Here is a 16,294-nt window from a genome sequence, read left to right on the forward strand (position 1 = left end):
CGCGAGACGTCGGACCTCGTCTCGCGAAGAGCGGATCATTCCGCTCTTCGAATCGTCATGGTGGCCGCGAGGCCCGGATTATTGTCGGCGAACACCAGCGTGCCCTGATGGAGCGTAGCAACGGCCTTGACGAGCGCGAGCCCCAGGCCGACGCCGGGCGTACCTCTGCTGCGGTCGCCGCGATAGAAGCGTTCGGTGACTTTCGAGCGCTCGGCGACGGGGATGCCGGGGCCGTCGTCGGCAACCGTAATCTCGATCGAGTCCGAGGATTCGTCGAGTGAAACCGCCACCTCGCCGCCTTCCTGCGCGAACTTGAGGGCGTTGTCGATGAGATTCCCGATCGCTTGCGCCATCAACAGCGGATCGACGACGGCCATCAGCTTGCCTTGCTTGCGCAAATGGAGCGAGAGTGAAATGCCGCGCAACTCCGCGACGGGTTGATAGAACTCGACCGCATCGGAAACGATGGCGGTAAGGTCGGCTTCGATAAACCCCGAACGGCGCACGCCGGCGTCGATCTCGGCGAGGCGCAGCAGCGCATTGAAGATGCCGATGACGCGGTCGACGTCGGCGACGGCAACTTCGAGCTGATTCAATGTCTCGTCGTCGCCTTTCTTTTTCAGTCCGAGCATCAGGATTTCGAGTCGCGAGCGTAGCTCGGCAAGGGGCGTGCGCAGATCGTGAGCGATGGCGTTCGAGACGTGCTTGACCGCGCCGAGCACTTCGAGCAAGGCGTCCTGGGCGCGAATACGTGTCTTGATCTCCTCTTCGAGCCGCACGTTCTGCTCCTGCTGCGTGCGTTGCAGCGCGCGCAGCTTGAGATGAGTCTGCACGCGCACAGCGACTTCTTCCATCTGCAGCGGCTTGGTGACGAAGTCCATCGCCCCCACGCGGAACCCGTTGATCTTGTCCTCGGTCTGCGATAACGATGTCATGAAGATGACGGGGATATCGCGCGTTACCGGATTTTCCTTGAGCGCGCGGCAAGTTTGAAATCCGTCGAGGCCCGGCATGATGACATCGAGCAGGATGAGGTCGGGCTTGACGATTTCGGCGCGGCGCAGCGCCTCCTGGCCGTCACGCGCCACCGCCGCGCGCAGACCTTCGGCTTCGAGCGTTTCGACGACGAGACCCAGATTCGCCGCGGTGTCGTCCACGACGAGCACCACGGGAGCGTCATCGCTCCTTATTTCTCCCATTGTCCTTTCCCTTCACTGTTGAGATAGCGTTCAATCAAGGAAAGCAATGCCTGCGATTCATAGGTCATCGCAAGCTGCCGCAAACGCGCGGCGAATGGTTCGTATCGCTGGTTCAACGCCACCAGGTGATCGGCGTGCCGATGGATGTCGCGCATGGAGCCCAGCAGTGCGTAGCGGTGCAACTGCGCCAGTTCGCTTTGAGGCGGCACGACGATCGGCTGGGCATGTTGTTCCAGGTGGGCCGCCTTGTCGGATTGCGACGTGGCTTGCTGGAGTGTCATGCCGAGCAAACCGGCGATCGCCTGTAGCAATTGGGCGATATCGATTGGTTTGTCGAGGAAGAGACTCGCGCCAGCCTCGATATTGGCGCGTGCGTTCTGTTCGGATGCGTCGGCGGAGACGACGATAACGGGCATTGCCGCGAGATCGACTGACTTGCGCAGGTTGCGAAGCACTTCAATGCCGCCCATCACGGGCATGACCGTGTCGAGGATCATCAGATCCGGTTTGTTCGAGGCGATTTTATCGAGCGCGTCGCGTCCATCCGCGCTTTCGATCACTTCGAAGCCCATGCGCTCCAGCACGTCGGCGAGCAGGCGCCGGTTGGTCGCCACGTCGTCGACGAGGAGAATGCGCCGTCCTGCGCCGTCCAGATTGCCGCTTTCGAGGCTCGTTGCGCGTGCATCGACGTCGAGCGCGGAAGCGGGCGCCGCAAGTTCGAACCAGAACGTGCTGCCTTCTCCCACGGTGCTCGTCACAAAGATCTCGCCGCCCATCATGCGCACGAGCTGCCGGCTGATTGCGAGGCCGAGCCCTGCGCCGCCGGTGCGCCGCACGTGATCGCCCGCCTGCTCGAACGGTTGAAAGATCGCCTCCAGCCGATCGGCGCTGATGCCGACGCCGGTATCATGCACGTCGAAGCGCAACCGGTCTGCTTCGCCGGGTCTCACGGTAAGCCGGATTTCCCCGCGATCAGTGAATTTGACCGCATTGGCGAGCAGATTGAGCAGCACTTGCCGCAGACGGCGTTCGTCCACGCGCACCACGGCGGGCAGGTCGAGCGCCGGAACATAGTTGAGGACGAGATTCTTCTGTTGCGCTCGCACGCCAACGATCTCCGCGATCGTTTCGAGAAATGCGCCGAGCGACACCTCCGTCACCTGGAGTTCCAGCTTGCCCGCGCCAAGGCGCGTAAAGTCGAGAATGTCGTTGATGAGCGTGAGCAGATGGTGACCGCTCTGTTCGATTACACCGACGCCGGCCAGTTGCCGCGCATCGAGCGCCGAGTCGCGCAGCAGCATCTGCGCATAGCCCAGAATGCCGTTCAGCGGTGTGCGCAGTTCGTGGCTGATGTTCGCAAGAAACTGGTCCTTGGCCCGGTTGGCGGATTCAGCCGCTTCCTTGGCAACCCGCACCGTTTCTTCGAGCGCCTTGCGCGCCGAAATATCCTGGATGATGGCGATAACGTGACTGGGCTCGCTGGCTGTGCCGTGCTGAAGCGCGAGCGAGAGGCTAACCCAGATCAGTGCCTCGTCGGCGTTCACGAGGGGCACTTCTTCCGAGTAATGGGCGATTTTCCCTCCCGTCAGCAGGCGTAATTTCTCTTCGCTAGCCTCCCGATAATCCGCATGAACGAGCGCCTGCAGTCGCGTGTGCTGCAGTGCGTCCCGCGCATGGCCGAAGATCTCGCACGCGCGCTGATTGACGCGCAGGAAGCGGGCGTCCAGATCGCAATGCGCGACGCCCACGGCGGCGTTTTCGAACGTGCCGCGAAAGCGCTCCTCGCTGGCGCGCAGCGCCTGCTCGGTATGCTTGAGTTGAGTGATGTCCACGATGCTGCCGACGAAGCGCACCGGCTTGCCGCTCGCATCGTGCCGCGCCGTGCCGCGAACCAGCACCCAGCGGTCCGTTCCGTCGCGATGCCGCAGCCGGTTTTCGATTTCGAATATGCCGTGACTGTCCGCGAGAAATGTCTCCATGGCGCGGTCGGTGCTCACGCGATGGTCGGGGTGGAGAACGCTCATGTAGGCTTCATAGTCGAGACGCGCCTGTGGCGTCCCGAAGCCGAGCCATTCGTAGATATTCGAAAAGCGCGCAAAGCCCCGCTTGTAGTCGCCCTCAGGCATATCGATTTCCCACACGCCCACGTTCGACCCGTACATCGCCATTTCAAGCCGTGCATTCGTCTCGCGCAGAATCTCGGCTTCCTCGGCGCGGCGCTTTTGTGTGGCGTCGCGAAACACGATGACGACGCCGATGGTCTCGCCGCGTTCGTCGGTCATGGGTGTGCCGGTGCTCTCGACCGGTATTTCGCTGCCGCTGGGCGTCAGCAGGACGGCGCGGGCGGGCAGCCCGCTCTCGCGGTCGTTGCGCAGGACCGCGGCCATCGGGTCCGCAATCGGGGCGCGCGTGAGTTCGTCGAGCAGGCGGAACACGCCGGCGAGCGGCCGCCCGACGGCGTCGCCGCGTCGCCATCCGATCAGCACCTCGCCTGCGGGGTTCACGAAGGTCACGACCCCGGCAGCATCCGTGGCGATCACACCGTCGCCGATGCTCGAAAGCGTGACGGCGTAGCGTTGCTCGCTCTCGCGCAAGCGCCGTTCGGCGCGGTACTTGTAGAGCGCCATCTCCACGACGGTGCGCAGCTGGATGTCGTCGAACGGCTTGAGCACGTAGCCGAACGGCTCCGCCTGGGTGGCGCGCTGAACGGTTTCGTCGTCGGCATAGGCGGTGAGAAAAACCACCGGCACGTCACGCAGTTCGCGAATCCGGCGCGCCGCGTCGATGCCGTCGAGCTTGCCTTCGAGCCGCACGTCCATGAGCACCAGTTCGGGCGTGAGGCCGTTCTTCGCCTGCGCCACCAACGCAATCGCTTCCTCGCCGCTCACCGCGCTGCCGACCACGCGGTAGCCGCTGCGTGTCAACTGTTGCGCAATATCTCGCGCAACAATCCGGTCATCCTCGACGATCAAGATTCGTGCGGTCATGGCGAGTGTCGATCAGGGTTCGGCGGCGTCGAAATGAATCGTGAATGTGGTTCCCTGTTGCTGGCTGACGTCTACGCTGCCGCGCAGTTGCAGCACGAGATCGTGCACGAGCCGCAGGCCCAGCGTTTCGTCGCGCTCGAACGAGAATTCCGGCGCGAGCCCCACGCCGTCGTCAGCAACGCGCAACTCGCAGCGATGGCCGTCTATCGCGCGCAGGCCGATGTTCAGTACGCCCCCGCGCTGGTCGGGGAAAGCATGCTTGAGCGCATTGGAGACGAGTTCGTTGATGATGAGGCCGCACGAGACGGCGCGATTCATGTCGAGCTGGACGTCGTCGACGGCGATCTGCATCTCGACGCCCAGCCGTCCCATGTCGTAGACGCGCGCAAGATGGCCGCACAGTGTTTTCACGTGCACCGTCATGGGAATGCGCGCGAAGTTGCCCGCGCGGTACAGGTTCTCGTGAACCATGGCCATCGAGCGCACGCGATTGCGGCTGTCCGCGAACAGCTCGGCGACGGCTTTGTCTTCGACGCGTTCTGCCTGCAGGTTCAGCAGGCTGCTGATGAGCTGCAGATTGTTTTTGACGCGATGATGCACTTCGTGCAGTAGTGCGTCCTTTTCGGCGAGCAACGTCTGCTTTTCTTCGAGCGAGGCGTTTTCGAGTGAAATCGCCGCTTGAGAGGCAAGCAGCCGGAGCACGGCGAGCCTTGCCGGCGTGAAGGCGCCGGGCGCGAGTTCATTTTCCAGGTAGAGAACGCCTATCAGTTTCGACTGCTTGACGAGAGGCAGTGAGAGCACCGAGCGCGAGCGGTTGGCGACGAAATACTCATCGGCATAGAACGCTTCATCGGATGAAGCATCGTCGATCAGCACCTGGCGGCGCGTCCGTATGCTTTCGTGGAGCACCGCTTCGGCCAGTTCCAGCGGCGAGACCGGCTTGCGCTCGATGCTCACGTCCGTTCCCTGGCGCGTCGCCACCGCCACGGCTTCTATCCAAAGCTTCTCCTCACGCGGCAAAACGAGCAGGGCGCGCCGTGCCCCGGCGTGTTCGAGCACGATGGTCATCAGCGTATGGATCAGGCGGCCGGGAACAAGTTCGGCTGAAATCGCCTGAGAGGCCTTCATGACGGTATCGACGTCGATGTGGCCTGCAACGGTGTCCGGAGCCGGTCCGTATGCCGCCTGCTCGCGAAGCAGTTCGGGATAGCGCCTGTCGAGTTCTTTTACCCGCGTAATCGCACCCCAGCGCAGCCAGTCGAGTCTTGCATTGCGCAGATACATACCGGCAATGGTCGTGAAGCCGCGCTCCAGATAGAACATCGCGGCAATGTCTTGTGCGAGCGCTTCGTTGTGGATGAAACCATATTCGCGTGCGAGCCGGATGGCTTCTTCGTAGCAGCGCATTGCATCGAAATCGTGGCCTTGAAGGCGGGCGATTTCGCCGCGCACCAGAGCCGCGCGGCTACCGAAATTGCTCGGGCAGTGCGTGGCCCACAGTTCGAGCTGCTGATGGTGGGCCGCCAGTTTCTCCAGATTCTCGGCTTGTTCGTCGCCTGGTGCCTCGGCGTGCCAGCGTGCGCGCGTGAGCGCAGCGAAGAACTGGAATTCGGCCATTTCGAAGTGCCCGGAGGACGTCCACAGGAGCGGGGCCGCCTTGTTCCCGGCATCCATCGCATTCCTGATGTCGCCGGCCAGATAGCGTGCCTGCTGCTTGCGTATCCAGTACCAGCAGGCGGCGATTGCGAGGCTCGGGTCGCTTTCGAGGCGCCGTTCGAACGTATCGTCACAGAAGGGGGCATGTTCGTCGCCAGGATCGGCTGTGCCGGCGCGCAGCGAACGGATCAAGGCCAGTTGCGCCGTGATGATATCTACGATCAGGCCGAATTTTGCCGCCTGGACGATCTGCAGACGCCGTATCGCCTCCTGTTCCACCTCGCCGAGCGACTCTCCTGCGGCGAGCAGCGTGGTGACCGTGCAGCAGCTGCTAAAGCCGATATAGGTCAGGTCGCCGGCTTCGCTTGCGGCTTCGAAGGCGAGGCGCAGCAGCGGAATGCCCGTGCGGATCGGCTTGGTCCACGGCGTGACGTGATAGGCGAAACACATGTAGACGCGCGCCTTGAATCGGTCGAGCCCACGCTTGTCGACGAGCGCGAGCCCGAGCTGGCCAAAGCGGTAGCCAGCGTCGTAGTCGTCGAATAACGGTCCCGCAACCATGCCGAGGTAGGCATAGCCGAGCGATGAAGCGTCGCTGTTGCCGTGTGCGAGGCTCAGATTCGCCATTCGGCAAAGCACGAGGCAGACGAGATTCTCGTCGCTGAAGAACGCCGGCGGCAACACGGCCGTGAGCACGTTCATCGTCGCGGTCATTTCCGTATCGCCGAGCAACGGGAGATCGACGAGCGCTTCGATCGGCACATTGGCGATGCCATCGAGGAGCCGATCGTATTCCTCGCGCGCGGCGCTACGACCGGGATGGGCAACCCAGTCGATGCCGACATGCCGCAAATAGCTTAGACAGGTTTCGACAGCCACGTTGACCTGATCGAGCGCGGTATAAAGCGTGATGCGCAGGAAAGTGATGGCTGCGCGGTCGCATAAGGTGCGCGCGCGCTGATCGAGCATCGAGAGCCGCTCCTTGCTGCTCTCAGTGGCGCCGGTCAGGAATTCGCATTCGGCGCGTTGCGTTTCCAGCAGAAACTTGCGCGCGTAGTGATGATCCCATTCGTCGTCGCCGAGCAGTTCGCTGCCAACGGAAAGGTAGGTGAGCGCCGAGCCGTACGCCGATGAAGCGCGAGCGCGTCGCCCGGCCTCGAGGTTGAAGTCGACGACCCGTTCGCGCTCCTGCGAGGTATCGATGAGCGCGAGGACGCGGTTGTACTGGTTGACGATTTCAAAGACATCGCGCTCCTCGTCGGTCGGCGCCTGCGCGGCGAGAATGCGGCCAATGCGCAAATGGGCGCGCTCGCGCTCGTCTTCGCGAATCAGATCGTAGGTCGCTTCGTGCACGCGGTCATGGACGAAAGCGAAACCATTGCGGCGGCGATAAAGCAAACCCGCTTCCACGCCGCCGGCGAGTGTCGCTTCCACATCGGACTCGGTCATGCCGCTGATGCGCGCGAGCAGCGAGGAACTCGCGCGGCCGCCCAGGCAGGCAAACTGTGTGAGCAGTTGCTGAGTTGGCGCCGGCAGTCGTTCGATCTTCTCTACCATGAGATCCACGATGCTTTGCGCGAAGCTGGCCGCGCGCAACCTGTCGCTGTCCCAAAGCCAGATGCGGCGTTCGCGATCGAACACGAGATGATGCTCGTCGCTCAGGAACTTCAGGAACTGCACGACATAGAACGGGTTGCCTCCCGTTCGTTCGAAGACGAGTTTGCTCAAGTCGCGCAATTCGGCGCGCGTGGTTTTGAGGGCGTCGCCGATCAGTCGCAATACGTCGTCGAATTGCAGCGGCGCGAGCATGATTTCATCGACGTGCGTACCGGTCTGCCGGATCGAATCGATCGTCTGCCTCAGCGGATGCGTGAATCCCACTTCGTTGTCCCGATACGCGCCCACCAGCAGGACGTTTCGCACGTCGGACTGGCATAGTCGTTCGAGCAAGGCGAGCGTTGCGGTGTCGCTCCACTGCAGGTCGTCGAGAAACAGCACAAGTGGCCGCCCTTCATGCGGAAACGCGCCAATGAAGCGCGTAAAAACGGCGAGAAAGCGCGTGCGCGCGTCCTGGGGCGGAAGCTCCTGAACCGGTGCCTGCGGACCGATGATTTGTTCAAGCTCGGGAATCAGGCTGGTCATGAGTACGCCGTTTGCGCCGAGCGCTTCGACGAGGCGCGCGCGCAAGCCTTCGCGCGCGGCTGGACTGCCGTCGATCACCTGCCGGATCAGGTCCTGGAACGCTTGCGCGAGCGTGGCGTAGGGAATATCGCGCTTGTAGCGCTCGAACTTGCCGGATGCGAACCGCCCGCGCGAGCTGGACCCCGATGTCGCGCGCAGGCTGTTGACGAGCGTCGACTTGCCGATTCCCGAATAGCCGGAAACGAGCGCAAGCACGATCTCTTTATGTCGAACCACGCGGCTCAGTGCGGCTTCGAGCATTTCGACCTGCTTTTCGCGGCCATACAACCGAAACGGATATTGCAATTGGTCGGGCGAATCGGCCGCGCCCAGTTCGAACGATTCAATGCGGCCTGACTGGCGCCAGGCGTCGAGGCAGCATCGCAGGTCGTGTGCAAGTCCCTCTGCGGTCTGATAACGCCGCGCGGCGTCCTTGGCCAGCAAGCGCGCAATGATGTTGCTTACCGGATCGGGCACGGCAGTGCCTATGCACTCGGAAACCGGTATGGGCATTTGCGCGGTATGGCAATGCAGCCATTCCGAAGGCGAGCTTGCGCGATAGGGCAATTGACCCGTGAGCATTTCATGGAGGACGATGCCCAGCGAATAAAGATCGGCGCGCGAATCGCACCATCGGTTCATCAGGCCCGTGCGTTCGGGAGAAAGATAGGCAAGCGCTTCGCTCGCGAGCATGGGCAGATCGCGTATGGGGCGCTCGCGCGGCTCTGCTGAAACGAGGCCTAGACCGGTGAAGGCGACTTCTTGTGTTTGCTCATCGAGAAGGATGTTGCCTGGCCTGATGTCGTTGTGCGTGAGCCCACGGTCGTGCAGCGTGCAGAGCGCCGCTGCAAGGTTTGTCGCGACCGTGAGAAAACGTTCGAGTGGAAACGGGCCTTTGAGCGCGGTGCGCAAGGGTATGCCGCCGGGGTCTTCCAGTACGAGCGTGACACTGCCGTGGTCTTGCAGCAGCGAATGCGGCGCGGCAACCCGTGCGTCCTGGAGCGCGGCGCGCATCCGGTAGGCGCGTTCGAGACACTCCTGACTTTCGGGCAGCGGCCGGTAGGCGGACAACGTAACGGTGAGCCAGCTCTGGCTTTCCCCATGACTGCGCAGGCGCGACAGGACGAACTGGCCGTCGTCGCTCAAGTTCGTTCGATCGTAGTCCGTGAGCCTCATGGTTGCGCCCTCGCGAGAGACGCCGCGATTCAAGGATTGGCCGTCAGCATGTAACCCGCATTGCGGACCGTCCGGAGCATGGACCGCTCAAAACCGGTGTCGATCTTCTGACGCAGTTTGCTCACGTGCACGTCGATGACGTTGGTTTGCGGATCGAAATGGTATTCCCAGATGTTTTCGAGCAGCATCGTGCGCGTCACGACCTGCTCGGCATGGCGCATCAAATACTCGAGCAGCTTGAACTCGCGAGGCTTGAGGACGAGCGCCTTGCCGTCACGCGCGACCTTGCGCGAGAGAAGGTCCATGCATAATTCCCCGACTTTTAGGGTCGTATCATAGTGATTGTCCTGGCTGCGCCGCGCCAACGCCTCAAGCCGCGCGACGACTTCGCCGAAGGAAAACGGCTTCACGACGTAGTCGTCGCCGCCCGCCTTCAGGCCGCGAATGCGCTCGTCCACTTCGTCGAGTGCGCTCAGGATCAGCACCGGGACCTTATTGCCGGATGCGCGCAGCGCCGCAACGATGCCAAGTCCGTCGATTCCACCGGGAAGCATGCGGTCGAGAATAATGGCATCGTAAGCTTCGCCGATTGCGAGTGCCATGCCATCGCGGCCATTGTCCGCCCAGTCGACGACATGGCCGGTTTCGTGCAAGCCCTTTCTCAGGAAGCCTGCCACCTGCTGATTGTCTTCGACCAGGAGAATTTTCATGTCCATTACTCGCGGTCAGCGCAACGAGCGTAAGACGTGCGCTGTCACAAGACCACTGAAACATGGCGGGCGGGCGCCCGGGATCCTGCCGCTTCGAGCACCTATTATCGCGCGGAGCGCGCGGACGGGGCTTCGACCGCAGATTAAATTTTTTTAACGTAGCCGCCTCGCCGGACCGAACTTGCCCGGCTAGTGCCATGAGAGAAGGTTGAGATGTCGCCTTAAATAAGATTAACGTTTCGGCCACCTTCTGCATAGCTGCGTCGGCCTAACATGGCAGCGTGATCTTTTCCGTGTAGCGCCATGAGCGAGATCGTCTTTACGTGCCAGGCGGAGGAAGTGGCGGGCGCGCCTTCCGAATGGAGTGCGCCTTGGGCTCAACCTGCTTTCGAAATCCTAACGATTAATGGCGTGACGCGTGAGCTCTCGCTTGCTGAGGGGAATATGCACCAGGGGACGATCCGCGCGAGAGCAGTTTTCGATTCGGTGTTTGAATTCGGACCGTTTACTTTCATGCCGGCGCGGCGGCTGCTGCTCGACGGCGAATCGCGCGTGCGGATTGGAAGCCGTGCCCTGGAGCTATTGGCGGTGCTGGTGGAACGTGCCGGCGAAGTCGTGACGAGGCAGGAGTTGATGGCGCGCGGCTGGCCGAGGTCCGTTGTTGACGAGGGCAATCTCAAGGTTCAAATCGCTGCCTTGCGCAAGGCGCTCGGAGAAACGAGTCTCGGTGAATGCTATCTGGCGACGGTCGTGGGGCAGGGTTATCGGTTTGTGGCGCCTGTCAGGACGACGACGCCGCTTGCAGACAATCCGCGGCCCCGCGAACGCCAGGGTGCCGCGCACAACGTGCCCGCGGGCCTCATGCGGCTGTTCGGGCGCACGGCAGACATCGTAGCCATTCTCGCGCGGCTGCCGTGCACGCGCATCATGACGGTCACGGGCGAGGGCGGCGTCGGCAAGACGAGCATCGCGCTGGCGGTCGCCCGATCGATCGTTGAAACGTCCCACTACGACGTTTGGTACGTCGACCTTTCCGCGCTTCCTGATCCGCGCTTCGTGCCGTGCGCGATCGCAACCGCGGTTGGCTTGACTGCGCATTCAAGCGATATCGCCTCGGCGCTCTCGGCATACCTTTGCTCGCGCAGCCGTCCGCAGTGGCTCGTCCTCGACAACTGCGAGCATGTCGTCGAAGCGGCGTCGGCCATCGCAGGGCGCCTGGTTTCGGCGGCGCCGCGCATGCGGATTCTCGCCACGTGCCGCGAGCCGCTTCATGCGACTGGAGAAAAGGTGTACCGGCTCGCGCCGCTCGGGAGTCCGGTCGAATCGGCGGGGCTCGGCGCGAGCGAAGCGCTCCAGTACCCGGCGATCCAGCTCTTCGCGGAGCGCGCCGCGGCTCGCTGTAGCGACTTTGCGCTGTGCGACGACAACGCGCCCGTGGTTGCAGAAATCTGCCGCCGGCTCGATGGCATTCCGCTGGCGATCGGACTGGCGGCGGCGCGTCTCGATGCATTTTGCGTTCGCGAACTGCTGGCTCAGCTCGACGACCGTTTTATCGCTCTCGGCAGCGGTCAGCGTACGGGAGCGCAGCGGCACAGGAGCTTGCTCGCGACGCTCGACTGGGGCCATCAATCGCTGACTGAACTCGAGCGTCTCGTCTTGCGGCGCCTCGGCGTGTTCGCCGGTGCGTTTTGCCTCGATTCTGCCATTACGGTTGCTGCCGACGAGGAACCTCGGGCGGCTCGAATCAGCGACGCGCTGGCGAGCCTGGTTGAGAAGTCATGGGTAACGGTCGAACTGAACGGCGAGAAGGTGCGCTACCGGCTATTGGAGACGACGCGCCATTATGCCCGCCGCAAGCTCGCGGAGGCAGGTGAACTCGAACTGGTAACCCGCCGATAAGCGTTGAGACTGGTTGTTGAGCATTCCTGGGTGACGGTAGCTGGGGCGAAGATGAATGTGCTGCTCGCGGTAGACAATGTTCGCGTTGCCCGCCATCTCGAGGCTGGGTTGCTGAAAGCCGGCCATTGCGTGGAATTCGCCGAGACCGGGCGCAAGCGAATCTTTCTTGCTGCCATTGAAACCTACGATGCAATCATATGGAACCGGAACCTGCCCGGCACGATTGCCGGCATCGGCGTTGTGTCGACGCTGCGTAGTTCAAGCAACGAGATACCGATTCTTCTAATCAGCGAGCCCGCGTCCGCAAGCGAGCGCGCACGAGATTCAACCGAAGGCGCGACCGATCGCGATGACGATCCGGCCCAGTTTGCGGAACTAGTCGCGTGGCTGGATGTATTGATCGGCTCGTCACGCGGCCGCACACCTGAAGCCGGGCGAAGCTACGGGAGTTTGCGCCCCGGAAATCGGGAGACAATACACCCGCAAACGCGGCTGGATGCGATCGAATCCATGCTCGCTCAGGTGCAGAGACTGAGCGAGACGGAAAGTTGGTGGTGGAATATTGAAACGGGTGAAATATGCCCTTCTTTGAAAATCGGGGCAATGCTTAGACTCCTCGCAAAAGGGACACCACATCAAACGATAAGCGGCTCGCTCGAGGCCATCCATTCGGACGACAGGACACGTGTTTCAGCGGTGATTTCCGAGGCGATAGAGAAGCGACAGGATTTCGACGTGCAGTTCAGAATCGTTGACGAGGATGCAGTACGATACTTTCGCACTGTTGGCGAGGGGCGAAGACGCCAAAACGGTGACCTGTTCTACCTTTGCAGCAGCATGGACGTGACGGGGCGAGAGCGGCGCAAGGAAGCGTTGTGCCGCGCCGAAGCGGAGATTGCGCATCTGGCGCGGGTGCATGCGCTCGGAAAGGTTACGTCGTCTATCGTGCATGAAGTGAATCAGCCTCTTTCCGCCATCGTGACCTACGGTACCGCCGCATTGCACTGGCTGCACCGCGAACCACCGGATGTCGACGAGGCAAGCATCGCCATGAACAGAATTATCCGCGATGCCACTCGCGCGAGGGACGTCATTACGCGAATACGCCGGCTGTCAAAGAACGGAATGCCGCAGAAGGCCCGATTTTCGATTACTGAGATCATCGAAGAGACGTTGACGTTGCTCGCCCGCGATCTTCACACGAGACACATAGCGATCGAATACGCCGTCTCGCACGCACTGCCAGCAGTCTCGGGCGATCGCGTGCAGATCCAGCAAGTCCTTATCAATCTCATTCTGAATGCCATCGAGTCACTCGAAGCAACTCATTCGCAGATTCGGATAATTACCGTTTCGGCAGAGGCGGTTAACACGGGTCAACTGCGCGTGGTCGTGCGTGACAACGGCCCGGGCGTCGCCCCCGACGCCAGGGAGCGCCTGTTCGAGCCATTCTTTTCGACCAAGGACGAAGGCCTTGGCATGGGGCTTTCGGTCTGTCGGTCGATCATTGAGGCACACAACGGCGCTCTGGCATTGTTGTCGATGGAAGAGCCCGGTGCGGCGTTCGAATTCATGCTGCCTGTCACGCAAACTCCTTGAACGAAGGGTGTATCGGGCGCTTGCGCACTTCCCCGTGCGCTTTGGAAAGCGCCAGCAAAACGCCGGACGTAACATTCTCTGGGCCGGAAGCGTGGCACGCCTGGGCGGACGCGCGTATGCGTGAACAGGATCGGCAAGCGGAAAAAGTTGCGTGTTCAACATTATCGTGGAGACGGCGATGAAGAGTGACGTGGTGGCACTGGAGGATGCATCGGTATCGCGCAACCCGGCAACGGGTGAGGTCATCATGACCTACCCGCTTCAGCGGCCACACGAAGTCGAGCAGATGCTGGCGGACAACGCGGCTGCCGCGAGAAGCTGGCGCGCCACGGCGATGACGGAACGCGTCAGCTGCTACCGGCGGCTCGCAACGACACTGCGTGAAAGAATCGAGCCGCTGGCGCTGCTGGCCACGAGCGAGATGGGCAAGACGATCGGCGCCGCTCGTGCCGAGGTCGAAAAGTGCGCGGCGGCGGTGGACTGGTTCAGCGAACACGGTCCCGCAATGCTGGCCGACGAGCCCGCGCCCGTGGATAACGGCGATTGCGTGTACGTGTCCTTTCTGCCGATCGGCACCGTGCTCGGCGTGATGCCGTGGAACTTCCCGTACTGGCAGGTCATGCGCGCAGCGGCGCCCATCATGTTGTCGGGCAACGGGTTTGTCCTGAAGCACGCGCCGAACGTCATGGGCTGCGCGTATGCGCTTCAGCAAGCCTTCGAGGCGAGCGGATTTCCGAAGGGGACGTTCGGCATCCTTCACGTAGGCAACGAGATGGTGGCGCGGGTCATCGAGGACCCGCGCACCTCGGCCGTGACGGTGACGGGCGGCATGCGGGCCGGTTCCGCGGTGGCGTCGATCGCGGGCAAGGCGATCAAGAAGAGTCTCCTCGAACTCGGTGGCGCAGATGCGTTCATCGTGCTCGCCGACGCCGATCTAGACCGCGCAGTGGAAGTCGGCATCGAGGCGCGTTTCCAGAACGCGGGGCAGGTGTGCCTCGCCGCGAAGCGCTTTATCCTGGAGCGGCCGATCGCGGAAGCATTCACACGCAAATACGTCGCCGCGGCGTCAAAAGTCAAGACCGGCAATCCACTCGACCCCGCCACGACGATCGGACCGATCGCACGCAGCGATCTTCGTGACGGCGTGCACGACCAGGTCGTCAGAACGATAGCGAGCGGCGCGACAGTGCTGCTCGGCGGGAAGATGATCGAAGGCCCGGGTTTTTTCTACGAACCCACGGTGCTGGGCGATGTCGCGCCGGGAATGGCCGCGTTCGACGAGGAGATTTTCGGACCCGTCGCCGCGCTCACGGTGGCGGACGATCTGGAGGATGCGATCCGTCTTGCCAATATGAGCGACTACGGGCTGAGCGGCAATCTGTGGACGTCGGATACGGCGAAGGCGAGTGAGATCGCAAGGCGGCTTGAAACCGGGGGCGTGTTCGTGAATGGGTTCAGCGCTTCGAATCCGCGCGTTCCGGTGGGGGGCGTGAAAAAGAGTGGGTACGGTCGGGAGCTCTCGCATTTCGGTTTGCGCGAATTCGTCAATGCGCAGGGCGTCTGGGTCAAGAAGGTGCCGTGAATAAAATGCGTGCGTTACCGAAAGAACGATAACGTTTGCCTCGATACCATGATGGTGTGTTGGTTGCTTCAACCATCGTCCTGAAGAAAAGGGGAAATCGTGGCTACATCAAGCGCAAACCATTCATCGGATCGCCGGTACGTGTTGACCGCCGGAGCGGGCGCGGCAGTCGCGGCAATCGCGGCGCCGGCCGTTGCCATGGCAGAAGCGACCGTTGGAAACGGGCACACGCACACCGCTTCCCGCCATGCCGCCGACTTGGTCATGGCCAAAGACGGCACGCGAATTTTCTTCAAGGATTGGGGCAGCGGCAAGCCGGTGGTGCTTTCGCATGGCTGGCCGCTCGACGCGGACGCATGGGATGCCCAGATGCTGTTCCTCGTGCACAACGGCTACCGCGTCGTCGCGCACGATCGCCGCGGCCACGGGCGCTCTGGCCAGTCCGCGTCGGGCAACGACGTGGACACCTACGCCGACGATCTCGCAACCGTGATCAACGCACTCGACCTGAAGGGGGCGGCGCTCGTTGGCCACTCGATGGGCGGCGGCGAGGTTGCACGCTATATTGGGCGCCACGGATCGTCGCGGGTGGCCAAGGCCGTGCTGATCAGCGCCGTCGTGCCATACATGGTCAAGACCGACAACAATCCGGACGGCTTGCCTGAATCCGCATTCGACGGCATCCGCAAGAACCTGACCGGCAACCGGTCCGTGTTCTTCAAGAACCTGGCGCTGCCTTTTTACGGCTTCAACCGGCCCAATGCAAAAGTCGAGCAAGGCACCATCGACGAATTCTGGCGCGAGGCGATGGGCGGGTCGATCCTTGCACAATATCAATGCGTCAAGCAGTTCGAGGTGGATTACACCGGGGACCTGAAGAAGTTCGATGTGCCGACGCTGGTCCTTCACGGCGACGACGACCAACTCGTGCCGGTCGACGTTGCAGGGCGGATGACGGCGAAAATCGTGAAGAATGCAACCCTGAAGGTTTATCCGGGTGGGGCGCACGGCATGTGCACGACGGAGGCCGACAAGGTCAATGCCGATCTGCTCGCCTTCTTGCAAGGCTGATCCACGCTTTCCTCGATTGTGCGAATGCGTCGCGTGGCGCAGCATCTATCCCATCAATTCGCGCAATGAACGGTTCGGATCTGTCGATTGCCTGCAGAAGCTCGCGAGGGATATCGAAAGCCAACGCGATGTGAGCCTCTCGGCCGACTTCGACAGTCATTGATGCATCATGGCTGACAGGGGCCGCTGCGAATCCGGTTTGTGATCGGGGTCGCGGCGGCCCTTGTCACATTC

Annotated in this window: 8 protein-coding genes; 4 read left to right on the forward strand and 4 right to left on the reverse strand. The window is 62.2% G+C overall.

What is annotated here, in order from left to right:
• Positions 1–35 precede the first annotated feature (35 nt).
• The 4 genes from AB4Y36_RS22910 to AB4Y36_RS22925 are packed head-to-tail and all read right to left on the reverse strand — an operon-like array spanning position 36 to position 9,909.
• Positions 36–1,199: a response regulator gene (locus AB4Y36_RS22910; protein ID WP_368684162.1), complete on the reverse strand. Its 1,164-nt coding sequence runs from the start codon at positions 1,197–1,199 to the stop codon at positions 36–38.
• The gene (locus AB4Y36_RS22915) at positions 1,187–4,186 is read right to left on the reverse strand and encodes a response regulator (RefSeq protein ID WP_368684163.1); all 3,000 of its coding nucleotides are present in this window, start codon (positions 4,184–4,186) and stop codon (positions 1,187–1,189) included. Before AB4Y36_RS22915 ends, AB4Y36_RS22910 begins: the two co-directional genes overlap by 13 nt.
• 12 nt (positions 4,187–4,198) lie before the next feature.
• Positions 4,199–9,199 (reverse strand): AAA family ATPase, encoded by a 5,001-nt coding sequence (locus tag AB4Y36_RS22920; protein WP_368684164.1) that lies wholly within the window; start codon positions 9,197–9,199, stop codon positions 4,199–4,201.
• A 29-nt stretch (positions 9,200–9,228) separates the two neighbouring features.
• The gene (locus AB4Y36_RS22925) at positions 9,229–9,909 is read right to left on the reverse strand and encodes a response regulator transcription factor (RefSeq protein ID WP_368617991.1); all 681 of its coding nucleotides are present in this window, start codon (positions 9,907–9,909) and stop codon (positions 9,229–9,231) included.
• Between the two features lie 486 nt (positions 9,910–10,395).
• Between AB4Y36_RS22925 and AB4Y36_RS22930 the strand changes: the two genes are divergently transcribed.
• The 4 genes from AB4Y36_RS22930 to AB4Y36_RS22945 all read left to right on the forward strand — a co-directional run bounded on the left by AB4Y36_RS22930 (position 10,396) and on the right by AB4Y36_RS22945 (position 16,060).
• On the forward strand, positions 10,396–11,808 hold the full coding sequence (locus AB4Y36_RS22930; RefSeq protein WP_368684165.1) for a winged helix-turn-helix domain-containing protein: 1,413 nt from the start codon (positions 10,396–10,398) through the stop codon (positions 11,806–11,808).
• Positions 11,809–11,859: 51 nt separating this feature from the next.
• The gene (locus tag AB4Y36_RS22935) at positions 11,860–13,407 is read left to right on the forward strand and encodes an ATP-binding protein (RefSeq protein ID WP_368684166.1); all 1,548 of its coding nucleotides are present in this window, start codon (positions 11,860–11,862) and stop codon (positions 13,405–13,407) included.
• 151 nt (positions 13,408–13,558) lie between these two features.
• Positions 13,559–14,989, forward strand: coding sequence for an NAD-dependent succinate-semialdehyde dehydrogenase (locus AB4Y36_RS22940; RefSeq protein ID WP_368684167.1), 1,431 nt, complete (start codon positions 13,559–13,561; stop codon positions 14,987–14,989).
• Positions 14,990–15,253: 264 nt separating this feature from the next.
• The gene (locus tag AB4Y36_RS22945) at positions 15,254–16,060 is read left to right on the forward strand and encodes an alpha/beta fold hydrolase (protein ID WP_368684247.1); all 807 of its coding nucleotides are present in this window, start codon (positions 15,254–15,256) and stop codon (positions 16,058–16,060) included.
• Positions 16,061–16,294 lie beyond the last annotated feature (234 nt).

Source organism: Paraburkholderia sp. BR10936 (assembly GCF_040965735.1).
Classification (GTDB): domain Bacteria; phylum Pseudomonadota; class Gammaproteobacteria; order Burkholderiales; family Burkholderiaceae; genus Paraburkholderia; species Paraburkholderia nodosa_A.

What these genes read in the sequence shown, in the direction of transcription:
- AB4Y36_RS22910 (WP_368684162.1), bottom strand. Translation starts at nt 1,199, where the DNA reads ATGGGAGAAATAAGGAGCGATGACGCTCCCGTGGTGCTCGTCGTGGAC.
- AB4Y36_RS22915 (WP_368684163.1), bottom strand. Translation starts at nt 4,186, where the DNA reads ATGACCGCACGAATCTTGATCGTCGAGGATGACCGGATTGTTGCGCGA.
- AB4Y36_RS22920 (WP_368684164.1), bottom strand. Translation starts at nt 9,199, where the DNA reads ATGAGGCTCACGGACTACGATCGAACGAACTTGAGCGACGACGGCCAG.
- AB4Y36_RS22925 (WP_368617991.1), bottom strand. Translation starts at nt 9,909, where the DNA reads ATGAAAATTCTCCTGGTCGAAGACAATCAGCAGGTGGCAGGCTTCCTG.
- AB4Y36_RS22935 (WP_368684166.1), top strand. Translation starts at nt 11,860, where the DNA reads ATGAATGTGCTGCTCGCGGTAGACAATGTTCGCGTTGCCCGCCATCTC.
- AB4Y36_RS22945 (WP_368684247.1), top strand. Translation starts at nt 15,254, where the DNA reads ATGGCCAAAGACGGCACGCGAATTTTCTTCAAGGATTGGGGCAGCGGC.